This is a genomic window from Butyrivibrio sp. AE2005 (assembly GCF_000686965.1).
Lineage (GTDB): Bacteria > Bacillota > Clostridia > Lachnospirales > Lachnospiraceae > Butyrivibrio > Butyrivibrio hungatei_A.
This window is the reverse complement of sequence record NZ_JMMD01000014.1, coordinates 106,206-130,428: the sequence shown is the minus strand read 5'-3', so window position 1 is coordinate 130,428 and position 24,223 is coordinate 106,206. Positions and strand designations below refer to the sequence as shown.

Genomic DNA, 24,223 nt, shown 5'->3' with positions numbered 1-24,223 from the left:
TATACTCTTGCTTTCCATCTCGATGATAGCTCTGACTATTTTTTCGAATGGAAGCTTACGATTCCTAGTGAAATCTACTTTGGGATTAACAACATAATCCAACATGTTTTGAGTAGTGGTAGTGATTTCAGATAATAAAAGCTTTTTAATGTGTTTTGGTTTCATATGTGACCTCCTTGCAATCAAGTTTTCCTTAATTACAAGGGCCGCTTTCGCTACCTTTAAAACATCAGTAGCGAAAGCGGCCACACATTTACGATAATCTGTCAATACCTTTTAAGAAAAAAAGACCCCTATGTCATTTCTGACATAGAGATCTTTTGGGCTGTCATCTTAACTTAATGACATTGATTACTTTAGTATTGAGAGCTTTTTTTGTTGCTTCACGTATCATTGACAATGTCACAATCAAGGTATACTATACAAATATAGTAATACACATATAGCTTATAATAATCTGAGGAGGACTCTTTTGAAACGATTTTCAATAATAAATTCAGCGATAGCTATTGCTATAGGGATATCTATTTTTGGAGGAAGTGATATTTCTATATATGCTACCAATACTTCTAAAACTGAAAATTCAGTAGAAAAATCAAAGAATAATAAAAACACGGTTGATGAGAGTGAATTAGTTCCAGAAGGTAGTTTAAGTAATGGTATGCAAGTTGTTTCTAAAGGATTAAGTGCTGACCCAGTTACAAATAACATTACTTATACGACTGTTGATAAGCAAAGAACAAGCGAAACATACTACGCAACTAAGGGATTCACGGTTGCAGATGCTTATATAGATTCAAGTGGAAAGCTTGTTGAGACAGGGCTGGGAGAAATAACGATATATTTGTCTCCATTATTGTCAGGAAATATTGTAACGGCAAATCCAAAGGAACAGATAGCAGGAACTATTTCTACATCGTCATGGACAATTAACTATGATGCTTTACTTGATGCGATAAAAGTTCAGAATCCGGTTTGGTATTCAAAGCTGACGACAAATGCGAATCAAGAAGCATTAGCACTTAAGTTAGATGCTGTAATTGGTTTTACAATAGATGGAATTCCTTCGGATGAGGAGTGTACAAAGTATAATCTTGCAGAGTATCAAAAAAAATACCCTTGGTTTAATAAATACTCAGATAACCACTTTGATAAAGGACTTGTGATGGAATGTGCTGCCGCAGTTGAAGCTGGTGAAATGTCTGAAGAAGATATGCATAATTTACTTAATGGCAAGCTGATAGGAAAGAAAGCACCTTCATATTATACCTTTAACTGGAACAGGGAAGGGCAGTTTGATCTTGGAGACGCGATTCCTACATCTGAAAACGTAGATAACGGATATAAAGCAGATGCTTGGTGGGGATATGCACTTGTAAATAGTAAAGACGCAACTCATGAATGGACTTTTGGCGGTAATGTCAATTGGTCATATGAAAAAGAAGTAGGAACAGGTGAGATCGACGAAATTACTCTTAAAGAAAAGACAGTAACAGTAACAGTTAACAGATCGGCGGCTCATACGCATACAGTATCTAGAAAAGTAGGATATTGGTTTTTAACGGCGGCAAACTTCTGGGACTTATCCTCCGTTAAAGATGAAAATCAAGTATTTCCGTCTGGTGCACATAGCTTTAATTCTAAGATTGATGTGAATATGGAGTGCTATATCAATGATACAAATCTTAGGCTTACTACGGATTATGAAGCACTTCCCGATGATGATAAGCATGTTAACTGGACTGCGGCTTATGATGGAGCGCTTACATATAATACGCCTGTTATGGACTCACAGGAAGAAGCAGAGGCCTATTTTGATGAACATGTTGAAAAACTTGTTCTCGAACCATATAAGATACCTGTAAAGAACGATACTCTTGTTATAAATGGCAAGACATATATGAATGGTGCATGGCATGAGTATAAGAACGGCGAGAACGCTAAGAATGAAGGAGAAAAATGGGCGTATTCACCTATAAATGAAGGAGATTATCTGTTTAATCAGGAGACGCAGACGACTCAGCAGACGGGTGATAATGTAAAGATTCCGTCAGGTATTAAGAACCAGAACTATTACACAAAGATAACGGTAACTTATGACCAGAAGATAACTCCTTCGGGAACATATACGGAAGCAAAAGATTCTGGTAATGCGATATTGAATGAAACGAGTCCTACGGGATTTTCGTATCCTTCTCAGGAACCGATAAGAGTTCATACACCGGTTGTTTCGCCTGTTGTTATCTTGGATCCGAATACTGGAGAAGTATTAGAACCATCGGCAGTACCCGAATATAGAAAGCCGCAGATAGTAGACGGAAGCAAAGAAGGATTTGGTGATAGATATAATGACAATGCTGACTATCAGTTACTACTAGATGGATCATATAAGATAAAATTTACTCCAGAGTATCATATGGAGCATATCGGATATAAAAAAGCAGCTAACAATAATGGGTTGAGTACATCCATATATAATAAATATACCAAGAGAAGATATGTATGTTTCCCGTTTATTGTTCAGATAAATGGAAAGATATATTATCCAAATGATACTACTTCTGAGGCAACAGATAATTCACCTGCAAAAAAGGCAGGCTATACAGAATGGATAGAAGTTTATCAGGATGATTCTGACGGGCACGATGAAGATACGGTAGACTTTTATGTTCCAACGTGGGCTATAGAAGGGGATAGTTATACTGTATATTATGAGGTTGTGCCGGAGAACGCGACAAAAGAAGATTTTGATGCGTATGAAGAATACATAAAGAATGATGATGACCTTGGCGGTGGAAGAGCTGCTAATACTGAACTGTTTAACTATATTGCCCGCTACAAGATGGAAGTACAGCTTTCCGGCTGGATATATGATTTCCAAGTAGCAGGAATAAACGAAAAGGATATATTTGACGGATATACTGTTACAAAGAGTGGTAATGAAGTAGCAAGCGGAATATCAAACGGCATACAGAACTTTGCCTTCTGTCCTAAGAAACAGGAAAAGAAGCAGGGAAATAGAAACAGAATTGGTGGAAGTGCTGTAAGATATACGTTTGATGGAGCTCTTACTAATAACTGGATTGATGCAAATACGCTTCCTTTTGCAGTAGGTTCATCACTTGCATATAAGAATTCCGGAGTATTAAGAAGAGGAGATACCTTTAATTTTACAGTAAAAACGATCGCAAATCTGTGGGATGAAAAAGGCGATGAGATGTATATTATCCCCTCATTTAGATATGTAAGCTACGATGGTAGTAAGGTAGATGATAATATCAACGTCTATTACACAAAAGTAACTGATAAGAAGACGATGGAGTTTGTAAAATACGGCTCAGAACAAGATCTGTCGGCTTTTGATAAGACTAAGATAGCAGATCCGAAGTTTAGAGGATCGTTTTATCAGGTTGATGCATCGCTAAACAGAACATTGCATGCTCTGCAGCAGGATGATGCTGATTTTTCAAAGGATATTGCAAATAAGTTATTGTATGAGCTAAAGCACCCTGAAAATCCTTCATGGCCTCGTGATATATATAAGTCTGCACAGCTATATTTGAATAAGGACGTGCAGTGTTCGACACTATCAAATATCAGGCTGACATCGGAACTTAGACTTCTTACGGGAAATTTAGAGCAGCTTGAGCAGAATCTTGATAAACAAGGGGCTTCTAATCTGACTTATGTAAAAACGAAGGATGCGAATGGGGTTCCATATGATATAACAAAGTCTTCAGAGCCGGAGACGTGGAATAATTTCAGAAAATCCATGCAGACGTGGTTTGGTGCTTATACGATTCCATCTAAGTTATATGTAACGTCAAAGGATGTTGACCTATGGGATTATGCTTCAGAGCATGGATATATCAGAGGAAATGAAGATATATTCTATAAGACAGGGTATCTTATCCTTAACTTTGATATATATACTAAGAATAATGGAGAATGGCACCTGGCTTATTACGGATCGGGTGGAAAGAATCAGTGGAAGCTCCAGGGAGCAAAAAATACAGCAGTAGCTGGTGATCCGACGCTTAATCATGATATAACAGTTGGGCTTCTACCGGGTGATGTAGCAGTCATTGATATGGGACAGAGCAAGTTTGATGATTATGAAGTAGGAACATACATCGTAAATTAAAGAGCTGCAGATATGAGCGGTTTGGCTGATATTGAAATGCTCGATCAAAGAAGAGCTGATAACCAAAACAAAGGTTATCAGTTCTTTTTTGTATAGATATTTGAGTTGCAAAAGCTATACTTATATGGTAATGTATACATAGTAAGTTTTTATTAAATCTATTTATTTTAATAACAGTCAATCATATTTAAAGCACAGTCCAATTTGGTCCGTGCTATTTTTATGTCTTTTTTTAAAAATTCCCAAAAAAACAATTTAATAACATCGCGTAAGGCGAGGAAAGGAGAAAGGCTATGAATGAGCTTTTCGTTAATTTTGATGGCACAATCGCTGAGTTTAAGAATGTCGGTGCTGATGTCTATTAAGCTATTGGACATTCACTGGGATTGAAGCCATATGAAAACGTCGTTTTAGTCATCAAATGATGGATAAGTATCTACCTAAGAATCATCGTATATACACGCCTGTTGGAAAGAACAAAGCGGGATATATTGATGCAAGAAAAGGGGATGCTTTCCTAGATGATTGGAACGGAAATTTAATCGAGCTGGATGCTACAACACAGCTTGAGCCGGTAAAGCTTGTCAATGAAATAAATGACAAGAGCGGTTCTTGGAGAGGAGCCAGAGTTTACTTTAATTCTGACTGTATCTCAATAGCAAACACATTATATGAGCTGTCACTTGTAAATGCAGCATAAGGAGGAAAAATGGAATTTAAGACTAATAATTCAACATATCTCGTTGATCAGAGCAGAAAGCAGATATCTGGAGGAATCTTTGGCGACAGACTTTTTGATTATGAAAAAGTTGTCGCTATTTTAGGCGTTCCTGCAGTAATCACATTAAAAAACGGGCAAGTGGTCCGCACAAGCACTGTAACATATCGTATGTAAGGAGAGAAAAAAATGAATCAATCAAAATACGAAAATGGAGCTATTATTACTAAGAACCATGCAGTTCTTGAAGAGTACGAAATTGATGTTTATTTTGAGCTTTGCAATGAAGTTGCAAAGCTCCTAAAAAATGTCGATGGGCTTGGAAGACAAGAACTTCCTAATGGAACTGAAACAGAAGTAAGGGAAAAAGGTGTGCAGTTGTTAAAAGAGAACTATGCTACTGCTTACGATAACCTCGTAAAGCGGATTGGTGAGCTTGCAAATCAATACATCAAGATTAATTGCTTTAATCTTATGTTCTATCAGGATGCAGCAAACATTATGCTTGTTAATCCGGTAGAGGTAATACGAGGATATATATCAGAGAGGAGTTCTGATGTAAAAAAAGCTATATTCATGGATTATTCGGTGCTTGAGTTCACCGGTATAGTCGATGAAATAAGGGAAAAGGTAACAAAACTTGCTATTGATAACTGGGAAAAGCATATGGAAATATCGAAGTAAAGCTATCTGAGCATAGCGTTAAAAATAACTAAATAGTCATATAAACCTGCCTACGGGCTGCCCTGCGGAGAAATCCCAACAGGAAATGCCCGTTTGCGGGCAAGGACTATATTATGAAAAAGTTAGATAAAAAGATTTATGCAACTATGCTGACCTGCGTTGTTATTATCATACTTCATGTAAGCAATGAGGAAGTAGAAGAAGTAGTTACTCCTACTATCATCACATTACGTGTATTGTTTGTAATGTTTTGCTTAAGGCTTGCATATCTTGTTAGGACAAGACAAAGGATCAATAAGATATTTGAAAAGATGAATGAAGCAGCTCAGAAAAGAATCTTTAAAATAGAGGATATTGCGTGATGGGACCTGAATTCTATCAAACAGGAATGGGAAGAAAGTTCTTTGATAGTGACCTTCCTAGACTTATCAAGGCGATAGATCGGCTTGCTGAAGCTATAGAAAATAGTAATGCTCTTTATGAGGATGAAGGCGTTACAACGGCAAGACTAAAAAAGGCCTGATAGGTGAATACAAATCGCAATCAAAACTTAATATTTTTATATAAAAGAGTCTTCAAACGGAATATAAGGTAAATAGTATAACAAATGCCAATAAAGCCTTATATTAAGCGGAAAATAGTTTGGTTACATATAATCAAACAAAAGAGCATCTATATTCCTTTACGGTTATAAATGCTCTTTTTAATTACGCTCCTTTGTGTAATATGTGCATTCTTGCGTGTTAAGTGCCAAGTACACCAATAATATGCGCGTACTTGCACATTAACTTTGCTTTGCTTATAATATATCTGAGGTGATTATATATGAAATATTTATTTGTTAACGGTATCCTTTCTGAACTGGCCAAACGAGCTAAAGACTATAGACTGGCATATCCCCTGACTCAAAAGGAGCTGGCAGATAAGGCCGGCGTATCACTAAGATCTGTCCAAAAATTTGAAAAGGGTTTAGATGTGCAACTGGATATCTTTATTAAAATCATGATGGCGTTGGATTTAGCCGACAATTTTAATATTCTGATACCAGATATGACTGACAGGCCATCTACATATTTAGCTAGACAAAATGGAACAGAGCGGAAAAGAGTCAGAAAGAAAAACGACAAAACAAGCAATAGAACTTTCAAATGGGGTGACGAACAATGAATAACCTTGCAGAAATATTTTTATGGAACACCAAGATTGGTACCCTCAGTCTCAAAGAAGGTTTACCTTATGCAATCTTTGAGTATGACAACGATTTTATTGAAGGGGTTCGTGGAACTAATATTCAGCTTTCGCCCTTAAAAATGCCTATATCCAACAAACTCTATTCGTTTCCTAATTTAGAAGAATCGTTTCACGGAGTACCTGGAATGATAGCTGATTCCTTGCCCGATAAATTTGGTAATGCCATTATCAACCAATGGCTCGCTGCACAAGGAAAGTCTGAGACTGATTTCAACGTGATAGATCGATTATGTTATACAGGGAGCCGAGGTATGGGCGCACTAGAATATCGTCCAGCACTCTCTGCTGGCTCCAGTTCATCTGATATAGTCAATGTCAGTGAGATGGTAAAATTCGCCTCTGATGTTTTGAGTAAAAGAAAAGAAGTAAACATAGACATGTCCAATGCCTCTTACTCACAGCTTCTCAAACTAGGAACATCTGCAGGAGGTGCAAGAGCAAAGGCAGTCATTGCATGGAATGAAGAAACAAATGAAGTGAAGTCCGGTCAGATTGCCCCTGAAAAAGGATTTGGTTATTGGCTAATGAAATTTGATGGTGTCAGCAAGAATGGTGATCATGACATGGAGGATGAGCCTGAATATACCCTTATTGAGTATGCCTATTATCTTATGGCGTTACAGGCTGGAATAAATATGAATGAATGCCGTATCTTCAAAGAAAATAACCACAATCACTTTATGACCAAACGATTCGACAGGGTAGATGGTTCAAAGGTTCACATGCAAACACTTGCGGCGCTTGCCCACATTGATTACAACACGCCAAGACTTTGCAGCTACGAATTGGCGGCATCTTACATGAAACAGATTGGTCTTGGTGCTAATGAGGTTGAACAGTTCTACAGAAGAATGGTATTTAATGTTCTTGCCGTCAACAGAGATGACCATGTTAAAAACGTCTCATTTCTGATGAACAGAGATGGAATCTGGAAATTATCACCAGCCTATGATGTCACATTTTCCTATAACCCGACAAACAAATGGTTAAGCAACCATCAAATGACGCTAAATAACAAAAGCGAAAAGATAGAATTAGAGGATCTGCTTCAGGTCGCATCCACAATCAGCATATCTACTCAGAGAGCCAAAAGCATTATTGCAGATGTAAAATCTGCAATAGTTCATTGGACTTCCATCGCAGGGGATGTTGGAATAAGAGAAAGTACCATAGACTTAGTAAGTAAAACTATTACTGAATTGGTAAATATATAAAACAACATAAAATCTCAAACCTGGATGACATATTTAGTTTGATTAAAATATTATATGTTTTACCATAATCTAACCATCCTGCATGAATTAAAAAGGCACTATATTCTCTTTGAAATAGTGCCTTTTTGAATAGTTTGATTATAAAAACGCTACCTTATATAACGTTTGAAGGCTCTTTTTTTTGTTTTGTAGCAAGGGGCAGCTACCATTGACGTATTTATAAACCGTGATATGATTAGTGTACTCATGAGAAAAGTATACTAATGGATGGCGATATATGGGAAAACAGGTTGTATGTAATTGATACTTTTTTATATCAGATTTATTACTCGCAATCAGAAATAAGCCAGCTAAAACTTACATATGCTATTTGATAAAAAAGGCAGGAGCAAAGAGCGTTATCTTAAATGAAAAGATCATAAGAAAAGGAGAGGTAGAGGAGCAGTTAAAACTTGCTCTGTGAGTAGATATGAATAAACTTGAAAAAAATAAGAGCTTATTTGGAAAAAAGGAGCTACAAAGAGATTTTCCAAACAAGCTGGATATGAAGATCATTATGAATAAAGACAATGAAAAGTTTGCAGTAAAGAAGTTCATCAAAGAAAGACTGTCTGATGATCTGGCAAGAGCAATGAAGAGATGGTTTTTATGTGTCATTTTGTGGGGGGCTCTTTTAGTAACATCAGCTGTATTAGTGCTTCTTGGCTCATACATGTTTGGTATAAATACATTGATACCGCTTTCTTTCACGGTTATAGGATGCTATCTTACCGGCGTTAGCCTTGTGAGAAAGAAGAAGCGTTATAAAGCTTCAGTGCATGAAAAGCAGATAAAAGAAGCAAGGCTGTTAGATCGCGTAGATATATTGGCAAGGTTCGCTTTGTTTGTGGTGAGTTACAGAGAATACCTTAAATTTATGGGAAAGACTGGATGCGGAAGTGTTATAGAGATAAGTTTACCCATGATCGCAGTTTCAGCTGTCTTGTTAGGACTTTATTTTAGAAAGTCCGGGGATATGTTTTATAGAAAAATACTGATACTGCATGGAATAACAGAGGATGACGTAGAGTATATCTATAACGATTTAATGAAGGGTGATACTGAAGAAGATGGATATAAATGCCAATAACCTGGGATAGGCACTAACAGAATAAGTATTGGAGTTTTTGCATAAGCTGAAAGAAGCTTTAAGATGGAAGTACAAGTTTGACGTATTTATAACTAGTGGTATACTATACAAGAAAAGGAGAAAATGCCATTGCTATTAGAAGAGCTTGTGCTTATATTTCCCAAGATTGCAAGAGATGAAGCAAAAGAGAGGTTAATGAGTGTAAATGGGATCTAATACATCAAAGATATGCTTATGCTGTGGACGTACATTTACTGCAAGGAACAGTAAACACCCATTTTGTAGTATGGATTGTAAAAGACGCTATAGCTATAGAAGGCAATTTAGATGTTCTGAGTGTAGAAATGTTGCATGTACGGTGAGAAATAACTATAGCAGTACGGTTCCTGTAGGATGTCAGAACTTTGGCTGGGAGCCGCCAAGGAGCGAAACAATATTGTACGGTCATTATCTTGGGAGAAATACTAATTCAAGCTCGTCTGCTGTCCGCATACAGGAACGATCTAATTATTTACAGAATCATTTGGTTTAGCAACCGACCATGGTGGTAAAAATGAAATGTAATGTATAATAGTTTAAAATGCAAGATAAACATAAAAGTTAAAGGAACATAGTTTAGTGGTAGTGCTTGAAAAGCATGCGAGATTATAGTAAAGTATACTCAGACAGTTTTGAATTTATATAATTATTTTAATAACAGTTATTTATGCAGAGTCTTTGCTTACAGGGCAAATACTCTGTTTTTTATTATAAAGGAGGAAAAAGAAAGTGAAAAAAGAAACAATCAAAAAGCTTGCGGGACTTGAGAGAGCTCGCATCGACTTTACGTCGCAGAAACGTGGGTGCGTATTTCAAGATAAGAGGAGACGTTCTTATGAACGGGGAATCAAAAAAGAAATACGGACCTATGCTTGAGGTGTAAAGTATGAAAAATTCAATAGCGTCGCTTTTAAGAGCGATACAAAATGACCGAGGCTTTATCTTGGAAGTTGAAAATGTTATCAAGACAAGTAAGAGTGAAGTGGTGTTCATAAAAATGAATTGTCCATTACGAACTGTGAAGATAACAAAAGAAACTTTTTCAAAGATAGAGCCTTTTTTATTGAAAAGGAGGCCGCGGAGATGGCTGTAATACTTATTTATATCGCAATAGTCCTTTTTACAAAATACAAGAGAAAAAAGGATGACGAGATAATTTGTGAGGCGGAACCGATTATCGTTGATAACGTTCTTCCGTATAAGAGAGGGTTACCTGAGATACAAAATGAAAATGAACTTGCTCTTTTCGAACAGTTTGTAAGAGAGAGGTGGCCTAAAAATTATGAAAGATATGAGCTTATCGGAAGTAGTTTAAGTGCAAATTTTTTAGCTCCACATAGAATAATAGTGCATCATACTGATGGCACCTTCCATGAGGAAGTAATCAGAGTAAGTGCTGTTAATAAGGCTATGGAAGATGATGAGTATGGTAAGGTATATAAATTCACTGTTTGGGGCGAAAAAGATAGTCACAAGACTTCAAGACAAGAAGACAAACCTATTACTTCGAAAATCATTCCGGCAGAAAAACAGGAATCACGTGAAATCTCACAAAAGGAGATAGCCCAAAATTGGCTAAGTGAGAATTTATCATGGATCAAGGAAGAATTATCAAGTGGATATCTTTTTCTCAGATACGGTATTAAAGAAAGGGAATGTCCTCCTGAGCTTAAGGAAGAAATGTTTAATGCGATAAATGACCTTAATCTTTTTCAGCTTCAATATGAAGATGGGGGAATTGGAATTTATCCGGAAGCAGATATTTAATATAACCTAATTCAAAAAAGGAGCTGTAAGTGTTCTTTTGGGGTTAATAAATCCAATTAAATAATAATGCCAACCCATACAGGGCGATTCTAAACTGCCTCCGTATGGGGGAGGTAGTTAAAAGATTGGAGAAAAGCATGGTAAATACAATGACAAACGAATATGCAGCAAAGGTAGCAAAGGAAATCACAGAAATGACCGGATGGAGATGTGAAATAAGTGAGCCGTCAAAGAATAACGTCTCTTTGACAGGTATCATTGTTCATAAAGATGAAGACGCATTTGCTCACATAGTATATGTCCCGGATAGCGTCGCATATCTTACTTGGGATGACCTTATCGAAAATGATATTAAAGATGCTGCACAAGAGTATATTGAGACAATTAACAATACTGAAAGTGGAATTGAAAAAATCAATAGTATTGTTACAGATAAACATGAAATATTAAAACAAGTTTTCTTTTGTCTTGAAAATCGCATCTGGAATAATAATTCGGATCTTGTATCACGATCTGTTGGCGGAGACCTTCAGTATATCTATAAAATTGATGTTTCAGATATCGTTGGAGAAGGTAGAATGATAACTCTTACGAAAGAGCATTTAGTAAAGTCCGGTCTGACAGAAGAGGAATTATATATTGCAGCTTTAAAAAACACTCCGGAAAAATATCCAGTAAGTATCGAAGATATTACTGAGATTCTTGGCGGTTGTACGCCTATTGAGGGTGTGCCAATATATGTTATATCTAATAATTCACGTATCTTGGGAGCAACTGCAATTACATATCCGGGTGTTGCAGAAGAGCTAGAAGATATTTTTGGCGACTTTTATATTTTACCCTCATCAGTGCATGAGTGCATCGCAATAAAAGCTGTGAATGATAATACTAAAGAATTATGCGAAATGGTAAGAATGATTAATCATGACGTAGTTAATCCGCTGGAATGGCTTTCTGATCACATCTATAAGTTTGACGATGGAGAGCTTATCAGCATTGAAGAATAATTAAACTTAAAAACATTAAGGACTCTTTTTTGTAAGAGTCCTTAAGTTGTTCAAAATGTAGTCACTGTCCTTTAGGGCAGTGAGCGAAAGGAAAAAAATGGAATTTTTAAAATTTGAATCAGCGAAAGACATGTACGATAGGCTTATCAATGGACTTGATATTTATTCTCCAACAAAGGAACTGTTTATTTTTCTTTACAATGCCGAAGGAGCTATTGCTCACTACGATATTGATAGAAAAGAAGCTGAAAGGCTTGTAAAAGATAGTATGGAAACAGGAGAGTCATGGAGTGGGATTCTCGGTCGGGGCGGATATATCATTGATACGTTTAATAACGGAAAGGATATTTCTCCGATTATTGATTACCTTGAAAATCTTTATGAAGAGGTATGGGTAACAACTGATGACTACAAGGAAATGCTTGATTGTAGATACTATTTTACAGACTTTTATTATTGGCAACAGCCTCTTATCAATCAGCTTAGAAAGGAAGGCTATTATGTTTATGGAGTAAGGGATGATATCGGAGAGCATTTTAGCATTGAGGAAAGGGTTATTGTAAACAATATCGGATTCCTTGTTTCGACTAAAAAGCTTTATACCCCACTCTTTGATGAAGAGCTACCTGCGCTTGGAAGAGAGGATGATAGTATAGCAGATGAGATTAGGATGATAGAAGATAGCAGGATTCATTGCTGAGGTTGGTGATATAAGGCGCTTTAAGTCACCAAAACAGATCCAGAAATACGCAGGATTTGAGCTGGTTGAAAACAGCTCTGGAAAGCATAAAGGAAGGTCAAGAATCAGCAAGCGAGGAAGACGAAAACTCCGTAAGATACTGTATCAGGTAATGATACCGTTATTAGCTAGCAATAAGGAGTTCCGGGAAGTTTATGACTACTACGTTACTCGAGTAAAGAATCCGCTAAAACGCAGACAGGCAATGGTTGCTGTTGGCTGCAAACTGATTCGCGTTTTCTACGCGGTTCTGACAAAAGGTTTGGATTATGACAGGACTAAGATGAAGTCAGACATCCACCGAGACAGCGAGCTTATAGCCGCTTAAGAAACAAAAGTACTGTAAATAGATAAGCGTCCGCCATTATTGGTGCTGTGAAACAGGAATGTACAAATATATATGACAAAGTAGAGCTAGTAGCTGCGTTGACATTTTTTATAGGGCAATGACCCTGACTAAGGAGCATGAGCAGCACCCTACTATGGATAAACAGAACGAAGGAATTTAGGACCTGACAAAGTTCAGTGATCCTGGTAGACATGAGAGGTTTGTTACTGTAGATGATGAGGGAGGAGAGAAGGCCTTCATAAGGGGAAAACAATGACGTTCTTTTTTTGTACCTCAAATCATCAGAAAAGGGCTCATAGAAGCCACTTCATATCCAGAATGCTTTACTTTTAACTATATACGGAACTATTAACCGTTTATCAGAATCCTCTTAAAGTTAGGTATTTTGGTAAACATCAACAAAAAAGAATAGAGAGAAAAACATGAGTTATATAGGTATATCAGAAGACAGGCTCCATCATATTCTTGGAGTCGCAAGAAAGGCATATAAAATTGCACTGGAACGAGGACATGATGAAGAATTTGCTCGCAAGATGTTTGTCCTTGGGTTTAATCACGATATTGGCTATGAATTCTCTACAAAAAAGTCAGAACATCCGGATATAAGCTCAAGAATGCTCTCTGATGCTTTTTATGGAGGAAAAGAACCTCTTGGAGATATCGGGGGGAATTCAGTAAGAGCTATTCTGAAACACGGAAGATACATCGATGTTGTCACAGAAGAATGGCTCATTCTCAATCAGGCAGATATGCAGGTAGACTCGAAAGGAAGTGAGGTTGATGTCTATAAAAGACTTGATGATATCAAAGACAGATTCGGAGAACATTCCGAGGTATACCTTACTGCATGCGATATAAGCTATTTGGTGAAGCTGACGAATATAAATCTTGCTACACATTTGGCCTAAAGCTTTTTGGGGTAAATTATAATCCTATAGTTGACTACTACTATCCGCGGACTCTTATGGAATTAACTGAGCCATTGGAAATTCTGTACAATAGGGATGAGTATTCACAGGAAGAATGGGACAGCATGGAAGAAGAAAGAAAGCATCTTCTCAAACAATATCGAAAAGATGAGCCGACTTTTGAAAAAGCAACTGTTCTGGCAGTTCTTACTGAGATGGAACAATGGAATAGTATTATTTGATAACGTTGAACTGAGAGCTTTCCTTTTGTGTGAGGAGGGCTCTTTTTTGTAGGATAATAAAATCCAGGAAGATTCTCTTGTAATATTTACGATTAATGGGAAAGACCTATTAGCACATAGAGGATAAACTAATAGGTCCTGAGTCTCTATATGACATGCATGCCATATAGAACATAATGAGGTTTATATATTTCACGGAGAGAGAAATATATTGAACCTGAGCTGGGAATTATAACAAGATAACGTTAACACGTTCTTAAAAGAAAATCAAACTAGATCTTAAATAAATTTTATATATTCATATTTTCTACAGGTATCTGATTATAGAAAATAGAGCAGCGCATCGCGTTGATTTACAGCACTTTTGATAAAGATGGTACTGTGATAAACAAACATTGATATAGAATATTTTACATGATATAATGTTAACAATTATTTAAGCTATATTTTGATAGGGAGTTTATATATGGCAGAAAAAATGGTTTTTATGGATACCGGAGTATTTACAGGTATTGTTGAAGATATAAGAGGTGCCGCTTCTGAATGTGTATTTCCTGACAGTTCATTAAAGCAGGCAGACCGTTTGGATACTTTTAATGCAGGAAGAAAGATGCATCAATTACTACAATTGATACATGAAACAGACGAATTATACAGACAGGAATCAGCGGGATCACTTCCACATGGCTTTCTTACAATGCGTGACAGCATGATCGCGATTGATAAGGCTTCCGCTGAAAGCCTTACAGTAGAAAAAACAACTGTAGGAGGCGTGAAGAGATAATGGGCAGACATTCTGAGATACATGAGCTGGAACGTGAGATTGCGAGATGTGAAGAAGAACTTCGCATACTTGAAAGCAAAGAGCATATCATACGAAGGTTACAAGCTGAGATTGCAGATGAAGTTGAAACTCCTGTGAAAAGCTATGATGTGACCTTAGCTGACGGATTTAGAGGAGCTCTGGAATCGAATGCTGAAGATATGCAAAGTCAGATTTATAGTGAAACGCGTCGTGCTCAGGACCATACATCAGAGTTTTTATCCGAGATGGCAAGAGCCAGAGAACGAATCCGTGAACATATAGAAAAATGTCAGAGAAGGATCGATTATCTTTGGGCTGAGATTGAGGCTGAATCGCGAAATAACGCTATGTAAAGGGAAAAAATTATATGTTATGGTATTACGAAGATGAAGGGATAATCGGAAGTGATTCCGATATAAAATATGACGCTGAAGTTATGGATAGTTTTACAGATGCTCTCTGTAGAGATATTGACAGCTACAGGGAACGTACAAGAGATCTTGAAAGAGGATATGTAAAATATCATAACAATGAGACTTTTGTTGGAGAGATGGCTGACAGGTCAAAGGAATTTACATATGATGTGCAGGGTGATATACATGAAAAGAACCTTGAGCTTAAAAAAGAGTTCCTGAATATGTGCCTTAGCATAGAAAACAAGTTTAAAGAAGAAGTTGATCCCTCCCCCAAAGCAAGGGTAAGCGTGGAAGGCCTGACAAAGATAAAGAAAGATTTTAATGTATACCTTAACGCTCTTGATGCTAAGGGGTATGAGCTTGAATGTCATGCAAAGGAAGCCGCCGATATATTGGGAAGATGGGGAGTATCTTCAGTGCCTACTTATCGTAGAGCAATGGAGGTGTGCGATGAATTTTGCGGACATGGGAAATCTTTGGATAAGGACATAAAAAAGCTCGAAAGTTTCGATCAGGGACAATGTAAAATAAAGTGTGTAAGTTAAGCAACCACTAACTTACGCACTTTATTTATGTTATAGGGTGCGGTACATTAGAAGAAAGGACTGAAAGGAATGAACACAGAAATCATGGCACCCAGAAAGAACAAGCGGAACGAGGTAGGCAGAGCTATTGCACAATCCATCATCGAACAGTATCAGCCTCAGAATGCACAGGACATGCAGAATGCTATAAAAGATATATTTGGTCCTATGTTTGAGGCAATGCTTCAAGGAGAGATGGATGACCATCTTGGTTATGAATCCAATGATCATGGCTATAAAGCTACTTCAAACAGACGCAACGGCTACACTAATAAAACACTCAAGACAACCATGGGAGACATTGATATACAGTCTCCAAGAGACAGAGATGGCTCCTTTGAGCCGCAGATAGTTCCTAAACGTTCAAGGGATGTCAGCGGTATTGAAGACAAGGTGCTTGCTATGTACGCTAAAGGCATGAGCCAGCGCGATATAGCTGACACTATAGAGCAGATATACGGCTTTGAGATATCTGCTGAAATGATATCAAATATCACTGATAAGGTAATTGATACAGCTCATGAGTGGCAAAACAGACCACTTAAAAAGTTCTATCCATTTCTTTTTGTTGACTGCTTATATGTAAATATACGCCGTGAAATGGAGACAAAAAGCTGTGCTGTGTATGTCATCCTTGGATATGATATAAATGGCATTAAAGATATCTTAGGCATTTGGATTGGTGAAGCTGAAGGCAAGCATTACTGGATGCAGATATTTGATGAAATCAAGTCAAGAGGTGTTGAAGATGTACTATTCATCAGCATGGATGGTGTATCAGGCCTTGAAGAAGGTGCAAGATCCATTTTCAAGGATGTAGTTGTTCAACGCTGCATTGTTCATCTCATCCGCAACTCTATCAAATATATTCCTTCAAAGGATTATAAGGCTTATACCTCACAGCTTAAGAAAGTTTATGGTGCAGTCAGCCTAAAAGCTGCGATGGCTGAGTTTGACCGCTTTAAACAGAACTGGAGCAAGTATCCAGGTGCTGTAGATGTATGGGTTAGAAACTGGAATCATGTAGAACAGCTCTTCAATTATGGCAGTGCTGTACGTAAGGTTATGTACACGACAAATGCTATTGAATCCGTTAATTCCAGCTTCAGAAAAGTCACAAAGAAAGGATCCTTCCCTAGCGAAGATTCTGTTTTAAAGGCTCTTTATCTTCGTATAACCGAACTTTACAAGAAATGGAATAACCGTCCGGTCTCCAACTGGGCTCTTGTAAGAAACCAGCTTGCAATGGACGAAAACATGCAAAAACGTATTATGCGGTATGAAAAATATTGATTAGAGAAGGAGCGCCACTGTATGCGATTTAACAGATATCTTCCAGAAGAAACCAGAACACTGCTTGAAGAACAGTATAAAGATTATATCAAAAACACCCCTATGACCAAGAAGGAGCAGCGTGCTGTCCGAGAATGGGTAAAAGATGGCCATAGTGTTTATGAGAACAGTTCCGGTGGATGGTATGACGGAGGTGTTCCTATCCCATTTCTTGAAGTTTACCGAGATGAAGAATACATCCGTATTCACACTAAGAACATGTCACCTGATGAAGCTCGTAAATTTGCCCTTAGTTATTATGGCTGGGATGACGATCCTGCTCAGGACTCAGAGCCTATTCCCAATGAATCGGGCTATATACTTGATAAACAGTTCATCAGTGAAATTGAAGCGGAACTACCTTTTAGATAAGATTACAGACACCATTACTACCGCAAAAATCGGTGGTCATTGCGACCACCGATTTTAATAAAAGTAAAAAACTTACACACTTAACTTGACACTCTCCGATCAGGAAGCTTGTGCTCTTATAGACAGCAAGGATCTTACAGGATATGCCAATGACCTTCAGAAAAAAATAAAATATACTGCCAGTGTTCTTGATGGCATGACTGTTTATCAGCCAAGTGTTGCTAAGAACTCTGTTGGGGTTGTAGCACTTAATGCAAAATCAGCCTTATCAATGTGGAGTAATCCATTTGCTTATCCCTTTTTTCCGATGATTTCTGATGATGAAATCATGAGACTAGCAAAGATGACAGGAGCAACGGTGGAAGAGATAAAGCAAATTGTTGTAGGGTATATTCCGCAAAACGTTTCAAATGAAACTGTTATATGTGTTATGAGTTATCTTGCAGAAAAAAATACAATTTCAAATAAAACAATAAAAAAACATTCAAAAGAGAATCTGAATCAGATTGCTAAAGTTTATAGTTGCGGGAATTACATTGAAAATCAGATGTTTTGGGAGGATGTTAAGTATGGCAATAAGGATATGGCATATTCTGGCTGTGAAATAATAGCTGTTGTTAATGCGCTCCATTCGATGGGAAAAGATTTAAATAATGAAGAGGTTGCAGCACTTATTTCAAAATTTGAAGCTGATGGAGCAATGTTAAATGGGACATGGGGAACTTGTCCGAATAAACTAGCAGATTATTTAGTAGAAGATGCTGGTTATAATGTGAAGTGTACATCATCTACTGATTATAATGAAATTGAAGAAGTAGGAAAAAATAGTGATACTATAATAGTTACTCTTTATAATGATGATAATGACATTTTGGCTCAGATACATACCATAAATATTGAAAAACAAACTGATGCAAATGGGAATGTGGTATACATTGGGCATAATACAGCATATTATGATGATATTAATGGCGATAATGATGGGGTGCCGGATAATAATGAGATGATTCCATCAAAAAAGTATTCTTCTCTTGAAGATGCTATAAAAGACGCAAGTCACGGCAATAATTCTGCCCCCATTATGGTAATGGGAATTAGTGCCCCTTGTCAGGGTGATTTTCCTGAAAGCGAGACTAAAGCATGTTAAGAAAAACAAAGTTTTTAATGCAATTAAAAAGAAGAACGATTAAATCAAGCTTGTATATTATTCTTATAGTAATTTTTTTGAGTGCTCTTTCAGGTTGTGGCTTTTTTTCTAAAGATGAAGACAAACGTTTTAAGGAAGAGTATTCGGCGGCTCAAGAAAAATATGCAAAATATCTTAATGAACCGGTAACTGGTCAAGATGTGCTTGATTTGATCAATGACTGGGATGAATCTGAATTTGATATGACCGTTGAAGATTCGGAAGGATGTAGGTTTAGTGTAAATGATGTAGATAAAGATGATACTATATTTAATTATTGTGATAAAGAATCAACATATTATATAAATCCGGATGCATTTTATAAAGCCTCCTTTATTCTTTATCAATCTCCAAAAAATGGGCATAGAAAAATTGTAGAATTGTATTTTGCCAGGGTTGAAAACCATTGAAAATGTATGTATCACAAAGGAGATGGCTAATTATTTCCGTATGATTTCTAAAGGTTTATGAGTATTTAGGTCAATATGAAGAAGAATGTAGTGTTGACGATAATGAGTATCATTCGCACAAAATACAGTAATTATTAAATGAGAATAAGAAAAAATAAATATCGGCACCAGAACGGCTTCGTGGAGAAATCAGCGAAGCCGTTTTTTCGCTTTTAACACGCAAAAATAAGCAAAATGCGTTTCTAATTGCTATAATATACTCATATGTAAATTTTTCGATTTGAGAGGGGTTGTAAAATGGCAGAAAGCAAAGACTTATTAGCCGTTCTTTGGAGCGGAGCAGATGTACTTAGAGGCAAAATGGATGCAAACGAGTACAAAACATACTTATTGGGACTTGTGTTCTTCAAGTACCTATCTGATTCCTATCTTGTAAAAGTCTATGACCTTTTAAACGATGAGCAGCCTAAGAGCCTTTTTGATGCGCAGGATGCGTATGAAGATGCGATGAACAGCTCAGATAAAGAAGATCTCTTAAGTGAGCTTAAAAACTCACTTCACTATACACTTGATCCTGATATGACATATATAAGTATCCTGAAGCAGGCTAAGGATAACAGATTTAATAGAGAAAAGCTTCAGGCGGCGTTTAATCGTATCCAGGAATCTGATGAACTGTTTAATAGCCTGTTCGCTGATGTTGACCTTTATTCAAACAGGCTTGGAGCAGGAGACCAGAAACAGAGTTCTACTATAGCAGACCTTATAAAAGTTCTTGAGGGCGCAGATCTTGTTAATACCAAGGGTGATGTTCTTGGAAATGCATACGAATACCTTATCGGTCAGTTTGCATCTGAAACAGGAAAAAAAGCTGGAGAGTTCTATACACCTCACGGACCTGCACAGATTCTTTGTAGGATTGCGATGACAGGGCAGGAAGATAAGAAGGGCTTACAGGTATACGATCCATGCATGGGTTCAGGTTCACTCATGCTTAGCTGCATGCACTACTCAAAAGAGCCTGACTATATAAAATATTATGGACAGGAGCTTATGCCCTCAACATATAACCTTGCAAGAATGAATATGTTCCTTCACGGTGTAATGCCGGAAAATCAGCATTTAAGAAATGCAGATACTCTTGATGCCGACTGGCCTACAGATGAAGAGACCGAATTTGACGTAGTTACAATGAATCCGCCTTACTCGGCAAAGTGGTCTGCGGCAGATGGCTTTAAGCAGGATGAGAGATTTATGGACTACGGCGGAGCTCTTGCACCTAAATCCAAGGCAGATTATGCCTTTCTTTTGCATGGCTTTTACCATTTAAAGCCTAACGGCACTATGGCTATCGTACTTCCTCACGGTGTCCTATTTAGGGGAGCATCGGAAGGAACTATAAGAAAGATACTTCTTGAGAACGGTTCTATCTATGCAGTTATAGGGCTTCCTTCAAACATGTTCTACAATACTTCAATTCCTACATGTATCATTGTCCTTAAAAAACACAGGGAAGGAAGAGATGTTCTCTTTATTGATGCTTCTAATCAGTTTGAGAAAGAAAAGAAGCAGAATGTGATGAATGAGGAGCACATAAATCATGTTCTTGAGCTTTACAAAAACAGGCAGAGTGTAGAAAAAGAAGCATATCTCGCATCTTATGATGATATAAAGAATAATGACTTCAATCTTAATATCCCAAGATATGTTGATACCAGCGAAGAGGAAGAAGTGATTGATATAAAGCAGCTTTCAAAAGAAATGAACGATACAAATGATGCTATAAAGAGTTCTACAGATGAGCTTTTAAAGATGTTTGAAGAGCTTACATTTAGCGATAACGAAACAAAAGAAGCTTTTGAAGGGCTTAAGAAAGCTCTTGAGGAATAAATATGGGATATAAGCCAAAAGTTCGATTTAATGGTTTTACCAATGATTGGGAACAAAGAAAATGCAAAGATATTTTTGATAAAGTCGGAAATCCAGTTGAAACAAAAGAAGATGAAACCTATCGTGAAATAGGTATTCGTTCTCATGGAAAAGGTATCTTTTATAAAGATGAAGTTACTAGCAAAGATCTTGGAAACAAAAGAGTTTTTTGGATTGAACCTGATTGCTTTATTTTAAATATCGTATTTGCATGGGAGCGAGCTGTAGCGAGAACAACTGAAAAAGAGCTCGGTATGATTGCTTCGCATCGTTTTCCCATGTATAAACCTAAAGCAGGTGTTGTAGACTTAGATTATATAACTAAATTTTTCACCACAGATAAAGGAAAAGATATATTAGAAATGGCATCTCCCGGAGGCGCTGGACGAAACAAAACGCTTGGACAAAAGGAGTTTGCCGATAGCAAGCTATGGCTTTCTTCGTATGATGAGCAAAAAAAAATCGGAAAGCTAATCGATGAACTTGATAAAGCGATTGATCTACAACAACGTAAATGTGATGAAACAAAAGAACTGAAAAAATATATGCTTCAAAAGTTGTTCCCGAAAAATGGAGCGAGGAAACCAGAAATAAGATTTAACGGATTCACTGACGATTGGGAACAGCGTAAGTTAGGAGATGTTGCCACCTTAACATCAAGTAAGAGAGTTCACGCAAGTGATTATGTTGATAATGGAATCCCTTTTTTTAGAGGCTCAGAGATTTCAAAATTAGGTGAAAACACGAAATTAGAAGATGTTTTATATATTTCTGAAGAACTATATGAGCAGTTAAAGAGAAACTATGGTGTTCCTCAAGAAAATGACATCTTGATAACAGCTGTGGGTACTCTTGGTAATACCTTTGTAATAAAGGAAAATACGCCGTTTTATTTCAAGGATGGTAACTTGATTTGGCTGAAAGAGATTCGGATAAACTCAGATTATTTGGGAGTATATATTGGTGATGGAGTTGGAAAACAAAGAGTGTTGAATAGTGCTGCGGGTTCAAACCAAAAAGCTTTGACGATGGTTAAGTTGAATGATGTAGTAATTGATTGCCCTTCAGAAGCAGAACAAAAGAAGATTGCAGTATTTTTTGTGAATCTTGACAACCTTATCACCCTTCATCAGCGTAAGTATGAGGAGCTTATTACTTTAAAACAATTCTTTCTACGGAATATGTTTTAATCTTTTTGGAGCATACAATATGAAAAACTATGACATGATTCATCTGATTCAAAAAGCAGGATTGGATAAAGATGCTGAGAGCGTAGTTGTACGGGCATTTAATAAAATGAATGACTGCCAAGATCATTGTGGTTGCCTTACAATAAGTGTATCTATCTGTCTTGCATTAGAACATTTGAAGTTTTCTCCAAAACTATGCATAGGTAAGTTTTGGGTAAATGGCCATGACTTTTATCATGCATGGGTTGAATTAGATAATAAAATAATAGATGTTGCAATATATGGAAATACTGCATTTTCACCTTTTTGGCAGGACGGTATTATAAAACCGCAAATAAATGTAAGCTATGATGATGCAGACGTAACATATGAACCGTTTACTTTTGATGATAATTTTAAAGATGCAGATATATCGAAAATGGTAGGAAAGTCATTTTTTTACTATTGCGATCATGCTCCAAATCATAATGCTATCTGGAATTTAATTCTATACTTTTTGGATACATCATCAACAACAACATTATCATCTATAAAGGAACTGTCACGTAATCATATTATTGGGGAAGGTGGTGATGATAATGTCTAATCCCAAAATAAGATTTTCTGCTTTTACTGATGATTGGGAACAGCGTAAGTTATCAGAAATTTCAGATGTAAGAGATGGAACACATGATTCCCCATCTTACCAGAGTGAAGGGCATCCATTTGTAACTTCTAAAAATGTCAAAGATGGATATATCAATTATGATGATATTCAGTATATATCTGATGAAGATTTTGAGGCTATTAATAAGCGTTCAAAAGTGGATGTGAATGACATTCTTATGGGAATGATTGGCACAATAGGAAATCTTGCATTAATCCGCACAGAACCTGACTTTGCAATAAAAAATGTAGCTCTTATAAAAGACACAAAGCAGGTTTCATATTTATATCTATACCATTATCTTCAGTCGCCAAGTGCAGAGAAGCAACTTCAAAATGGACTGGATGGTGGAACACAGAAATTTGTTTCGTTAAAGAATATTCGAGAATTGAATATTATGGTACCTTCTGAAGAAGAACAGGAAAAGATAGGTACGTTTGTTGAGTATCTTGATAACCTTATCACCCTTCATCAACGTAAGTGTGATGAAACAAAAGAACTTAAAAAATACATGCTTCAAAAAATGTTTCCGAAAAATGGTGAGAAAGTTCCGGAGATTAGATTTGCGGGATTTACTGACGATTGGGAACAGCATAAATTGGGAGAGCTCGCAAAAATCGGGGATATAGATCATAGGATGCCACTTACAGTAGATGATGGGGTTCCATATCTAATGACAGGGGATTTCTGCGGCATAAATGAACTGAACTTTGAGGGAGTTAAGCATGTATCACAAGAGGATTATGAACAGTTATCACGAAAGATAAAACCAGAAAAGGGGGATATTATATTCGCCCGATATGCTTCTGTTGGTGCAGTCAGATATGTTGATTTTACTAGAGATTTTTTGATTTCATACTCTTGTGCAATTATTAAGCAAAGTAAAAAAATAAACTCAAAATACTTATACCATTATCTTACAGGAGATACTGCGCAAAAACAGATTAAACTTGAGATAAACTCAAGCTCACAGGCCAATATTGGCATTGATTCTATGAAAACTTCTATCACAGTGTTATTACCATCAGCTGATGAGCAAACAAAAATATCAGAGTTTTTGAGCAGCCTCGACAACCTTATCACCCTTCATCAGCGGAAGGCTGACAATCTTAAAGAATTAAAAAGATATATGCTTCAAAATATGTTTCCTAAGAAAGGATAA

28 protein-coding genes and 1 pseudogene are annotated in these 24,223 nt (G+C 36.8%); all 29 read left to right on the top strand.

The window, feature by feature from the left end:
- Positions 1 to 472 precede the first annotated feature (472 nt).
- The 29 genes and pseudogenes from DL92_RS0110695 to DL92_RS0110540 all read left to right on the top strand — a co-directional run bounded on the left by DL92_RS0110695 (position 473) and on the right by DL92_RS0110540 (position 24,223).
- The gene (locus DL92_RS0110695) at positions 473 to 4,144 is read left to right on the top strand and encodes a hypothetical protein (protein ID WP_026667697.1); all 3,672 of its coding nucleotides are present in this window, start codon (positions 473 to 475) and stop codon (positions 4,142 to 4,144) included.
- A 424-nt stretch (positions 4,145 to 4,568) separates the two neighbouring features.
- Positions 4,569 to 4,844: a hypothetical protein gene (locus DL92_RS0110685; RefSeq protein WP_155841125.1), complete on the top strand. Its 276-nt coding sequence runs from the start codon at positions 4,569 to 4,571 to the stop codon at positions 4,842 to 4,844.
- Between the two features lie 9 nt (positions 4,845 to 4,853).
- Positions 4,854 to 5,039: a hypothetical protein gene (locus DL92_RS0110680; RefSeq protein ID WP_026667695.1), complete on the top strand. Its 186-nt coding sequence runs from the start codon at positions 4,854 to 4,856 to the stop codon at positions 5,037 to 5,039.
- A 12-nt stretch (positions 5,040 to 5,051) separates the two neighbouring features.
- The gene (locus tag DL92_RS0110675) at positions 5,052 to 5,546 is read left to right on the top strand and encodes a hypothetical protein (protein WP_026667694.1); all 495 of its coding nucleotides are present in this window, start codon (positions 5,052 to 5,054) and stop codon (positions 5,544 to 5,546) included.
- 113 nt (positions 5,547 to 5,659) lie between these two features.
- The gene (locus DL92_RS0110670; RefSeq protein ID WP_026667693.1) at positions 5,660 to 5,908 is read left to right on the top strand and encodes a hypothetical protein; all 249 of its coding nucleotides are present in this window, start codon (positions 5,660 to 5,662) and stop codon (positions 5,906 to 5,908) included.
- Positions 5,908 to 6,069, top strand: coding sequence for a hypothetical protein (locus tag DL92_RS21075; RefSeq protein WP_155841123.1), 162 nt, complete (start codon positions 5,908 to 5,910; stop codon positions 6,067 to 6,069). The genes DL92_RS0110670 and DL92_RS21075 overlap by 1 nt, the downstream gene beginning before the upstream one ends.
- Positions 6,070 to 6,371: 302 nt before the next feature.
- Positions 6,372 to 6,713: a helix-turn-helix domain-containing protein gene (locus DL92_RS18990; protein ID WP_051625303.1), complete on the top strand. Its 342-nt coding sequence runs from the start codon at positions 6,372 to 6,374 to the stop codon at positions 6,711 to 6,713.
- Positions 6,710 to 8,011 (top strand): type II toxin-antitoxin system HipA family toxin, encoded by a 1,302-nt coding sequence (locus DL92_RS0110655; protein ID WP_026667692.1) that lies wholly within the window; start codon positions 6,710 to 6,712, stop codon positions 8,009 to 8,011. The genes DL92_RS18990 and DL92_RS0110655 overlap by 4 nt, the downstream gene beginning before the upstream one ends.
- 469 nt (positions 8,012 to 8,480) lie before the next feature.
- Positions 8,481 to 9,140, top strand: a complete 660-nt coding sequence (locus DL92_RS0110640) for a hypothetical protein (RefSeq protein WP_026667691.1) — start codon at positions 8,481 to 8,483, stop codon at positions 9,138 to 9,140.
- Between the two features lie 768 nt (positions 9,141 to 9,908).
- Positions 9,909 to 10,055 (top strand): hypothetical protein, encoded by a 147-nt coding sequence (locus DL92_RS21260; RefSeq protein WP_197027255.1) that lies wholly within the window; start codon positions 9,909 to 9,911, stop codon positions 10,053 to 10,055.
- 10 nt (positions 10,056 to 10,065) lie between these two features.
- Entirely contained in the window at positions 10,066 to 10,272 is a 207-nt protein-coding gene (locus DL92_RS0110625) for a hypothetical protein (RefSeq protein ID WP_026667690.1), read from the top strand.
- Positions 10,263 to 10,946 (top strand): hypothetical protein, encoded by a 684-nt coding sequence (locus DL92_RS0110620; RefSeq protein ID WP_026667689.1) that lies wholly within the window; start codon positions 10,263 to 10,265, stop codon positions 10,944 to 10,946. Before DL92_RS0110625 ends, DL92_RS0110620 begins: the two co-directional genes overlap by 10 nt.
- 137 nt (positions 10,947 to 11,083) lie before the next feature.
- Complete coding sequence (locus DL92_RS0110615) at positions 11,084 to 11,953, top strand: DUF5688 family protein (protein WP_026667688.1); 870 nt, start codon at positions 11,084 to 11,086, stop codon at positions 11,951 to 11,953.
- A 97-nt stretch (positions 11,954 to 12,050) separates the two neighbouring features.
- A complete protein-coding gene (locus tag DL92_RS0110610; RefSeq protein WP_026667687.1) occupies positions 12,051 to 12,653 on the top strand; it encodes a hypothetical protein in 603 nt (200 codons plus the stop codon).
- Positions 12,634 to 12,789, top strand: a pseudogene (locus DL92_RS21810) (IS110 family transposase); the annotation flags it as partial. The gene DL92_RS0110610 and the pseudogene DL92_RS21810, both read left to right, overlap by 20 nt.
- Before the next feature lie 15 nt (positions 12,790 to 12,804).
- Entirely contained in the window at positions 12,805 to 13,020 is a 216-nt protein-coding gene (locus DL92_RS21510; protein ID WP_026667686.1) for a hypothetical protein, read from the top strand.
- Between the two features lie 443 nt (positions 13,021 to 13,463).
- The gene (locus DL92_RS0110600; protein WP_026667685.1) at positions 13,464 to 13,949 is read left to right on the top strand and encodes an HD domain-containing protein; all 486 of its coding nucleotides are present in this window, start codon (positions 13,464 to 13,466) and stop codon (positions 13,947 to 13,949) included.
- Positions 13,950 to 14,005: 56 nt separating this feature from the next.
- Entirely contained in the window at positions 14,006 to 14,191 is a 186-nt protein-coding gene (locus DL92_RS0110595; protein ID WP_026667684.1) for a hypothetical protein, read from the top strand.
- A 466-nt stretch (positions 14,192 to 14,657) separates the two neighbouring features.
- Positions 14,658 to 14,975, top strand: a complete 318-nt coding sequence (locus tag DL92_RS0110590) for a hypothetical protein (protein ID WP_026667683.1) — start codon at positions 14,658 to 14,660, stop codon at positions 14,973 to 14,975.
- Positions 14,975 to 15,349 carry a hypothetical protein gene (locus DL92_RS0110585; protein WP_026667682.1) on the top strand — a complete coding sequence of 125 codons (375 nt, stop codon included), beginning with the start codon at positions 14,975 to 14,977 and terminating at the stop codon, positions 15,347 to 15,349. Before DL92_RS0110590 ends, DL92_RS0110585 begins: the two co-directional genes overlap by 1 nt.
- 14 nt (positions 15,350 to 15,363) lie before the next feature.
- The gene (locus tag DL92_RS0110580; RefSeq protein WP_026667681.1) at positions 15,364 to 15,957 is read left to right on the top strand and encodes a hypothetical protein; all 594 of its coding nucleotides are present in this window, start codon (positions 15,364 to 15,366) and stop codon (positions 15,955 to 15,957) included.
- A gap of 81 nt (positions 15,958 to 16,038) precedes the next feature.
- The gene (locus tag DL92_RS0110575; RefSeq protein WP_081816886.1) at positions 16,039 to 17,289 is read left to right on the top strand and encodes an IS256 family transposase; all 1,251 of its coding nucleotides are present in this window, start codon (positions 16,039 to 16,041) and stop codon (positions 17,287 to 17,289) included.
- A 21-nt stretch (positions 17,290 to 17,310) separates the two neighbouring features.
- Complete coding sequence (locus DL92_RS0110570; RefSeq protein WP_026667679.1) at positions 17,311 to 17,700, top strand: hypothetical protein; 390 nt, start codon at positions 17,311 to 17,313, stop codon at positions 17,698 to 17,700.
- Between the two features lie 85 nt (positions 17,701 to 17,785).
- Positions 17,786 to 18,847 carry a hypothetical protein gene (locus DL92_RS0110565; RefSeq protein ID WP_026667678.1) on the top strand — a complete coding sequence of 354 codons (1,062 nt, stop codon included), beginning with the start codon at positions 17,786 to 17,788 and terminating at the stop codon, positions 18,845 to 18,847.
- On the top strand, positions 18,841 to 19,296 hold the full coding sequence (locus DL92_RS0110560; RefSeq protein ID WP_026667677.1) for a hypothetical protein: 456 nt from the start codon (positions 18,841 to 18,843) through the stop codon (positions 19,294 to 19,296). Before DL92_RS0110565 ends, DL92_RS0110560 begins: the two co-directional genes overlap by 7 nt.
- Before the next feature lie 297 nt (positions 19,297 to 19,593).
- Positions 19,594 to 21,186 (top strand): type I restriction-modification system subunit M, encoded by a 1,593-nt coding sequence (locus tag DL92_RS0110555; protein ID WP_026667676.1) that lies wholly within the window; start codon positions 19,594 to 19,596, stop codon positions 21,184 to 21,186.
- 2 nt (positions 21,187 to 21,188) lie between these two features.
- Complete coding sequence (locus DL92_RS0110550; protein ID WP_026667675.1) at positions 21,189 to 22,415, top strand: restriction endonuclease subunit S; 1,227 nt, start codon at positions 21,189 to 21,191, stop codon at positions 22,413 to 22,415.
- A 19-nt stretch (positions 22,416 to 22,434) separates the two neighbouring features.
- Positions 22,435 to 23,001 (top strand): lasso peptide biosynthesis protein, encoded by a 567-nt coding sequence (locus DL92_RS0110545; RefSeq protein WP_026667674.1) that lies wholly within the window; start codon positions 22,435 to 22,437, stop codon positions 22,999 to 23,001.
- Positions 22,994 to 24,223 carry a restriction endonuclease subunit S gene (locus DL92_RS0110540; protein ID WP_026667673.1) on the top strand — a complete coding sequence of 410 codons (1,230 nt, stop codon included), beginning with the start codon at positions 22,994 to 22,996 and terminating at the stop codon, positions 24,221 to 24,223. The genes DL92_RS0110545 and DL92_RS0110540 overlap by 8 nt, the downstream gene beginning before the upstream one ends.

Excerpts from the sequence above, each read along its gene's own strand:
- DL92_RS0110685 (WP_155841125.1), top strand. The coding sequence starts at position 4,569 with ATGGATAAGTATCTACCTAAGAATCATCGTATATACACGCCTGTTGGA.
- DL92_RS0110680 (WP_026667695.1), top strand. The coding sequence starts at position 4,854 with ATGGAATTTAAGACTAATAATTCAACATATCTCGTTGATCAGAGCAGA.
- DL92_RS0110675 (WP_026667694.1), top strand. The coding sequence starts at position 5,052 with ATGAATCAATCAAAATACGAAAATGGAGCTATTATTACTAAGAACCAT.
- DL92_RS0110670 (WP_026667693.1), top strand. The coding sequence starts at position 5,660 with ATGAAAAAGTTAGATAAAAAGATTTATGCAACTATGCTGACCTGCGTT.
- DL92_RS21075 (WP_155841123.1), top strand. The coding sequence starts at position 5,908 with ATGGGACCTGAATTCTATCAAACAGGAATGGGAAGAAAGTTCTTTGAT.
- DL92_RS18990 (WP_051625303.1), top strand. The coding sequence starts at position 6,372 with ATGAAATATTTATTTGTTAACGGTATCCTTTCTGAACTGGCCAAACGA.
- DL92_RS0110655 (WP_026667692.1), top strand. The coding sequence starts at position 6,710 with ATGAATAACCTTGCAGAAATATTTTTATGGAACACCAAGATTGGTACC.
- DL92_RS0110640 (WP_026667691.1), top strand. The coding sequence starts at position 8,481 with ATGAATAAACTTGAAAAAAATAAGAGCTTATTTGGAAAAAAGGAGCTA.
- DL92_RS0110625 (WP_026667690.1), top strand. The coding sequence starts at position 10,066 with ATGAAAAATTCAATAGCGTCGCTTTTAAGAGCGATACAAAATGACCGA.
- DL92_RS0110620 (WP_026667689.1), top strand. The coding sequence starts at position 10,263 with ATGGCTGTAATACTTATTTATATCGCAATAGTCCTTTTTACAAAATAC.
- DL92_RS0110615 (WP_026667688.1), top strand. The coding sequence starts at position 11,084 with ATGGTAAATACAATGACAAACGAATATGCAGCAAAGGTAGCAAAGGAA.
- DL92_RS0110610 (WP_026667687.1), top strand. The coding sequence starts at position 12,051 with ATGGAATTTTTAAAATTTGAATCAGCGAAAGACATGTACGATAGGCTT.
- DL92_RS21510 (WP_026667686.1), top strand. The coding sequence starts at position 12,805 with ATGATACCGTTATTAGCTAGCAATAAGGAGTTCCGGGAAGTTTATGAC.
- DL92_RS0110600 (WP_026667685.1), top strand. The coding sequence starts at position 13,464 with ATGAGTTATATAGGTATATCAGAAGACAGGCTCCATCATATTCTTGGA.
- DL92_RS0110595 (WP_026667684.1), top strand. The coding sequence starts at position 14,006 with ATGGAATTAACTGAGCCATTGGAAATTCTGTACAATAGGGATGAGTAT.
- DL92_RS0110590 (WP_026667683.1), top strand. The coding sequence starts at position 14,658 with ATGGCAGAAAAAATGGTTTTTATGGATACCGGAGTATTTACAGGTATT.
- DL92_RS0110585 (WP_026667682.1), top strand. The coding sequence starts at position 14,975 with ATGGGCAGACATTCTGAGATACATGAGCTGGAACGTGAGATTGCGAGA.
- DL92_RS0110580 (WP_026667681.1), top strand. The coding sequence starts at position 15,364 with ATGTTATGGTATTACGAAGATGAAGGGATAATCGGAAGTGATTCCGAT.
- DL92_RS0110570 (WP_026667679.1), top strand. The coding sequence starts at position 17,311 with ATGCGATTTAACAGATATCTTCCAGAAGAAACCAGAACACTGCTTGAA.
- DL92_RS0110560 (WP_026667677.1), top strand. The coding sequence starts at position 18,841 with ATGTTAAGAAAAACAAAGTTTTTAATGCAATTAAAAAGAAGAACGATT.
- DL92_RS0110555 (WP_026667676.1), top strand. The coding sequence starts at position 19,594 with ATGGCAGAAAGCAAAGACTTATTAGCCGTTCTTTGGAGCGGAGCAGAT.
- DL92_RS0110550 (WP_026667675.1), top strand. The coding sequence starts at position 21,189 with ATGGGATATAAGCCAAAAGTTCGATTTAATGGTTTTACCAATGATTGG.
- DL92_RS0110545 (WP_026667674.1), top strand. The coding sequence starts at position 22,435 with ATGAAAAACTATGACATGATTCATCTGATTCAAAAAGCAGGATTGGAT.
- DL92_RS0110540 (WP_026667673.1), top strand. The coding sequence starts at position 22,994 with ATGTCTAATCCCAAAATAAGATTTTCTGCTTTTACTGATGATTGGGAA.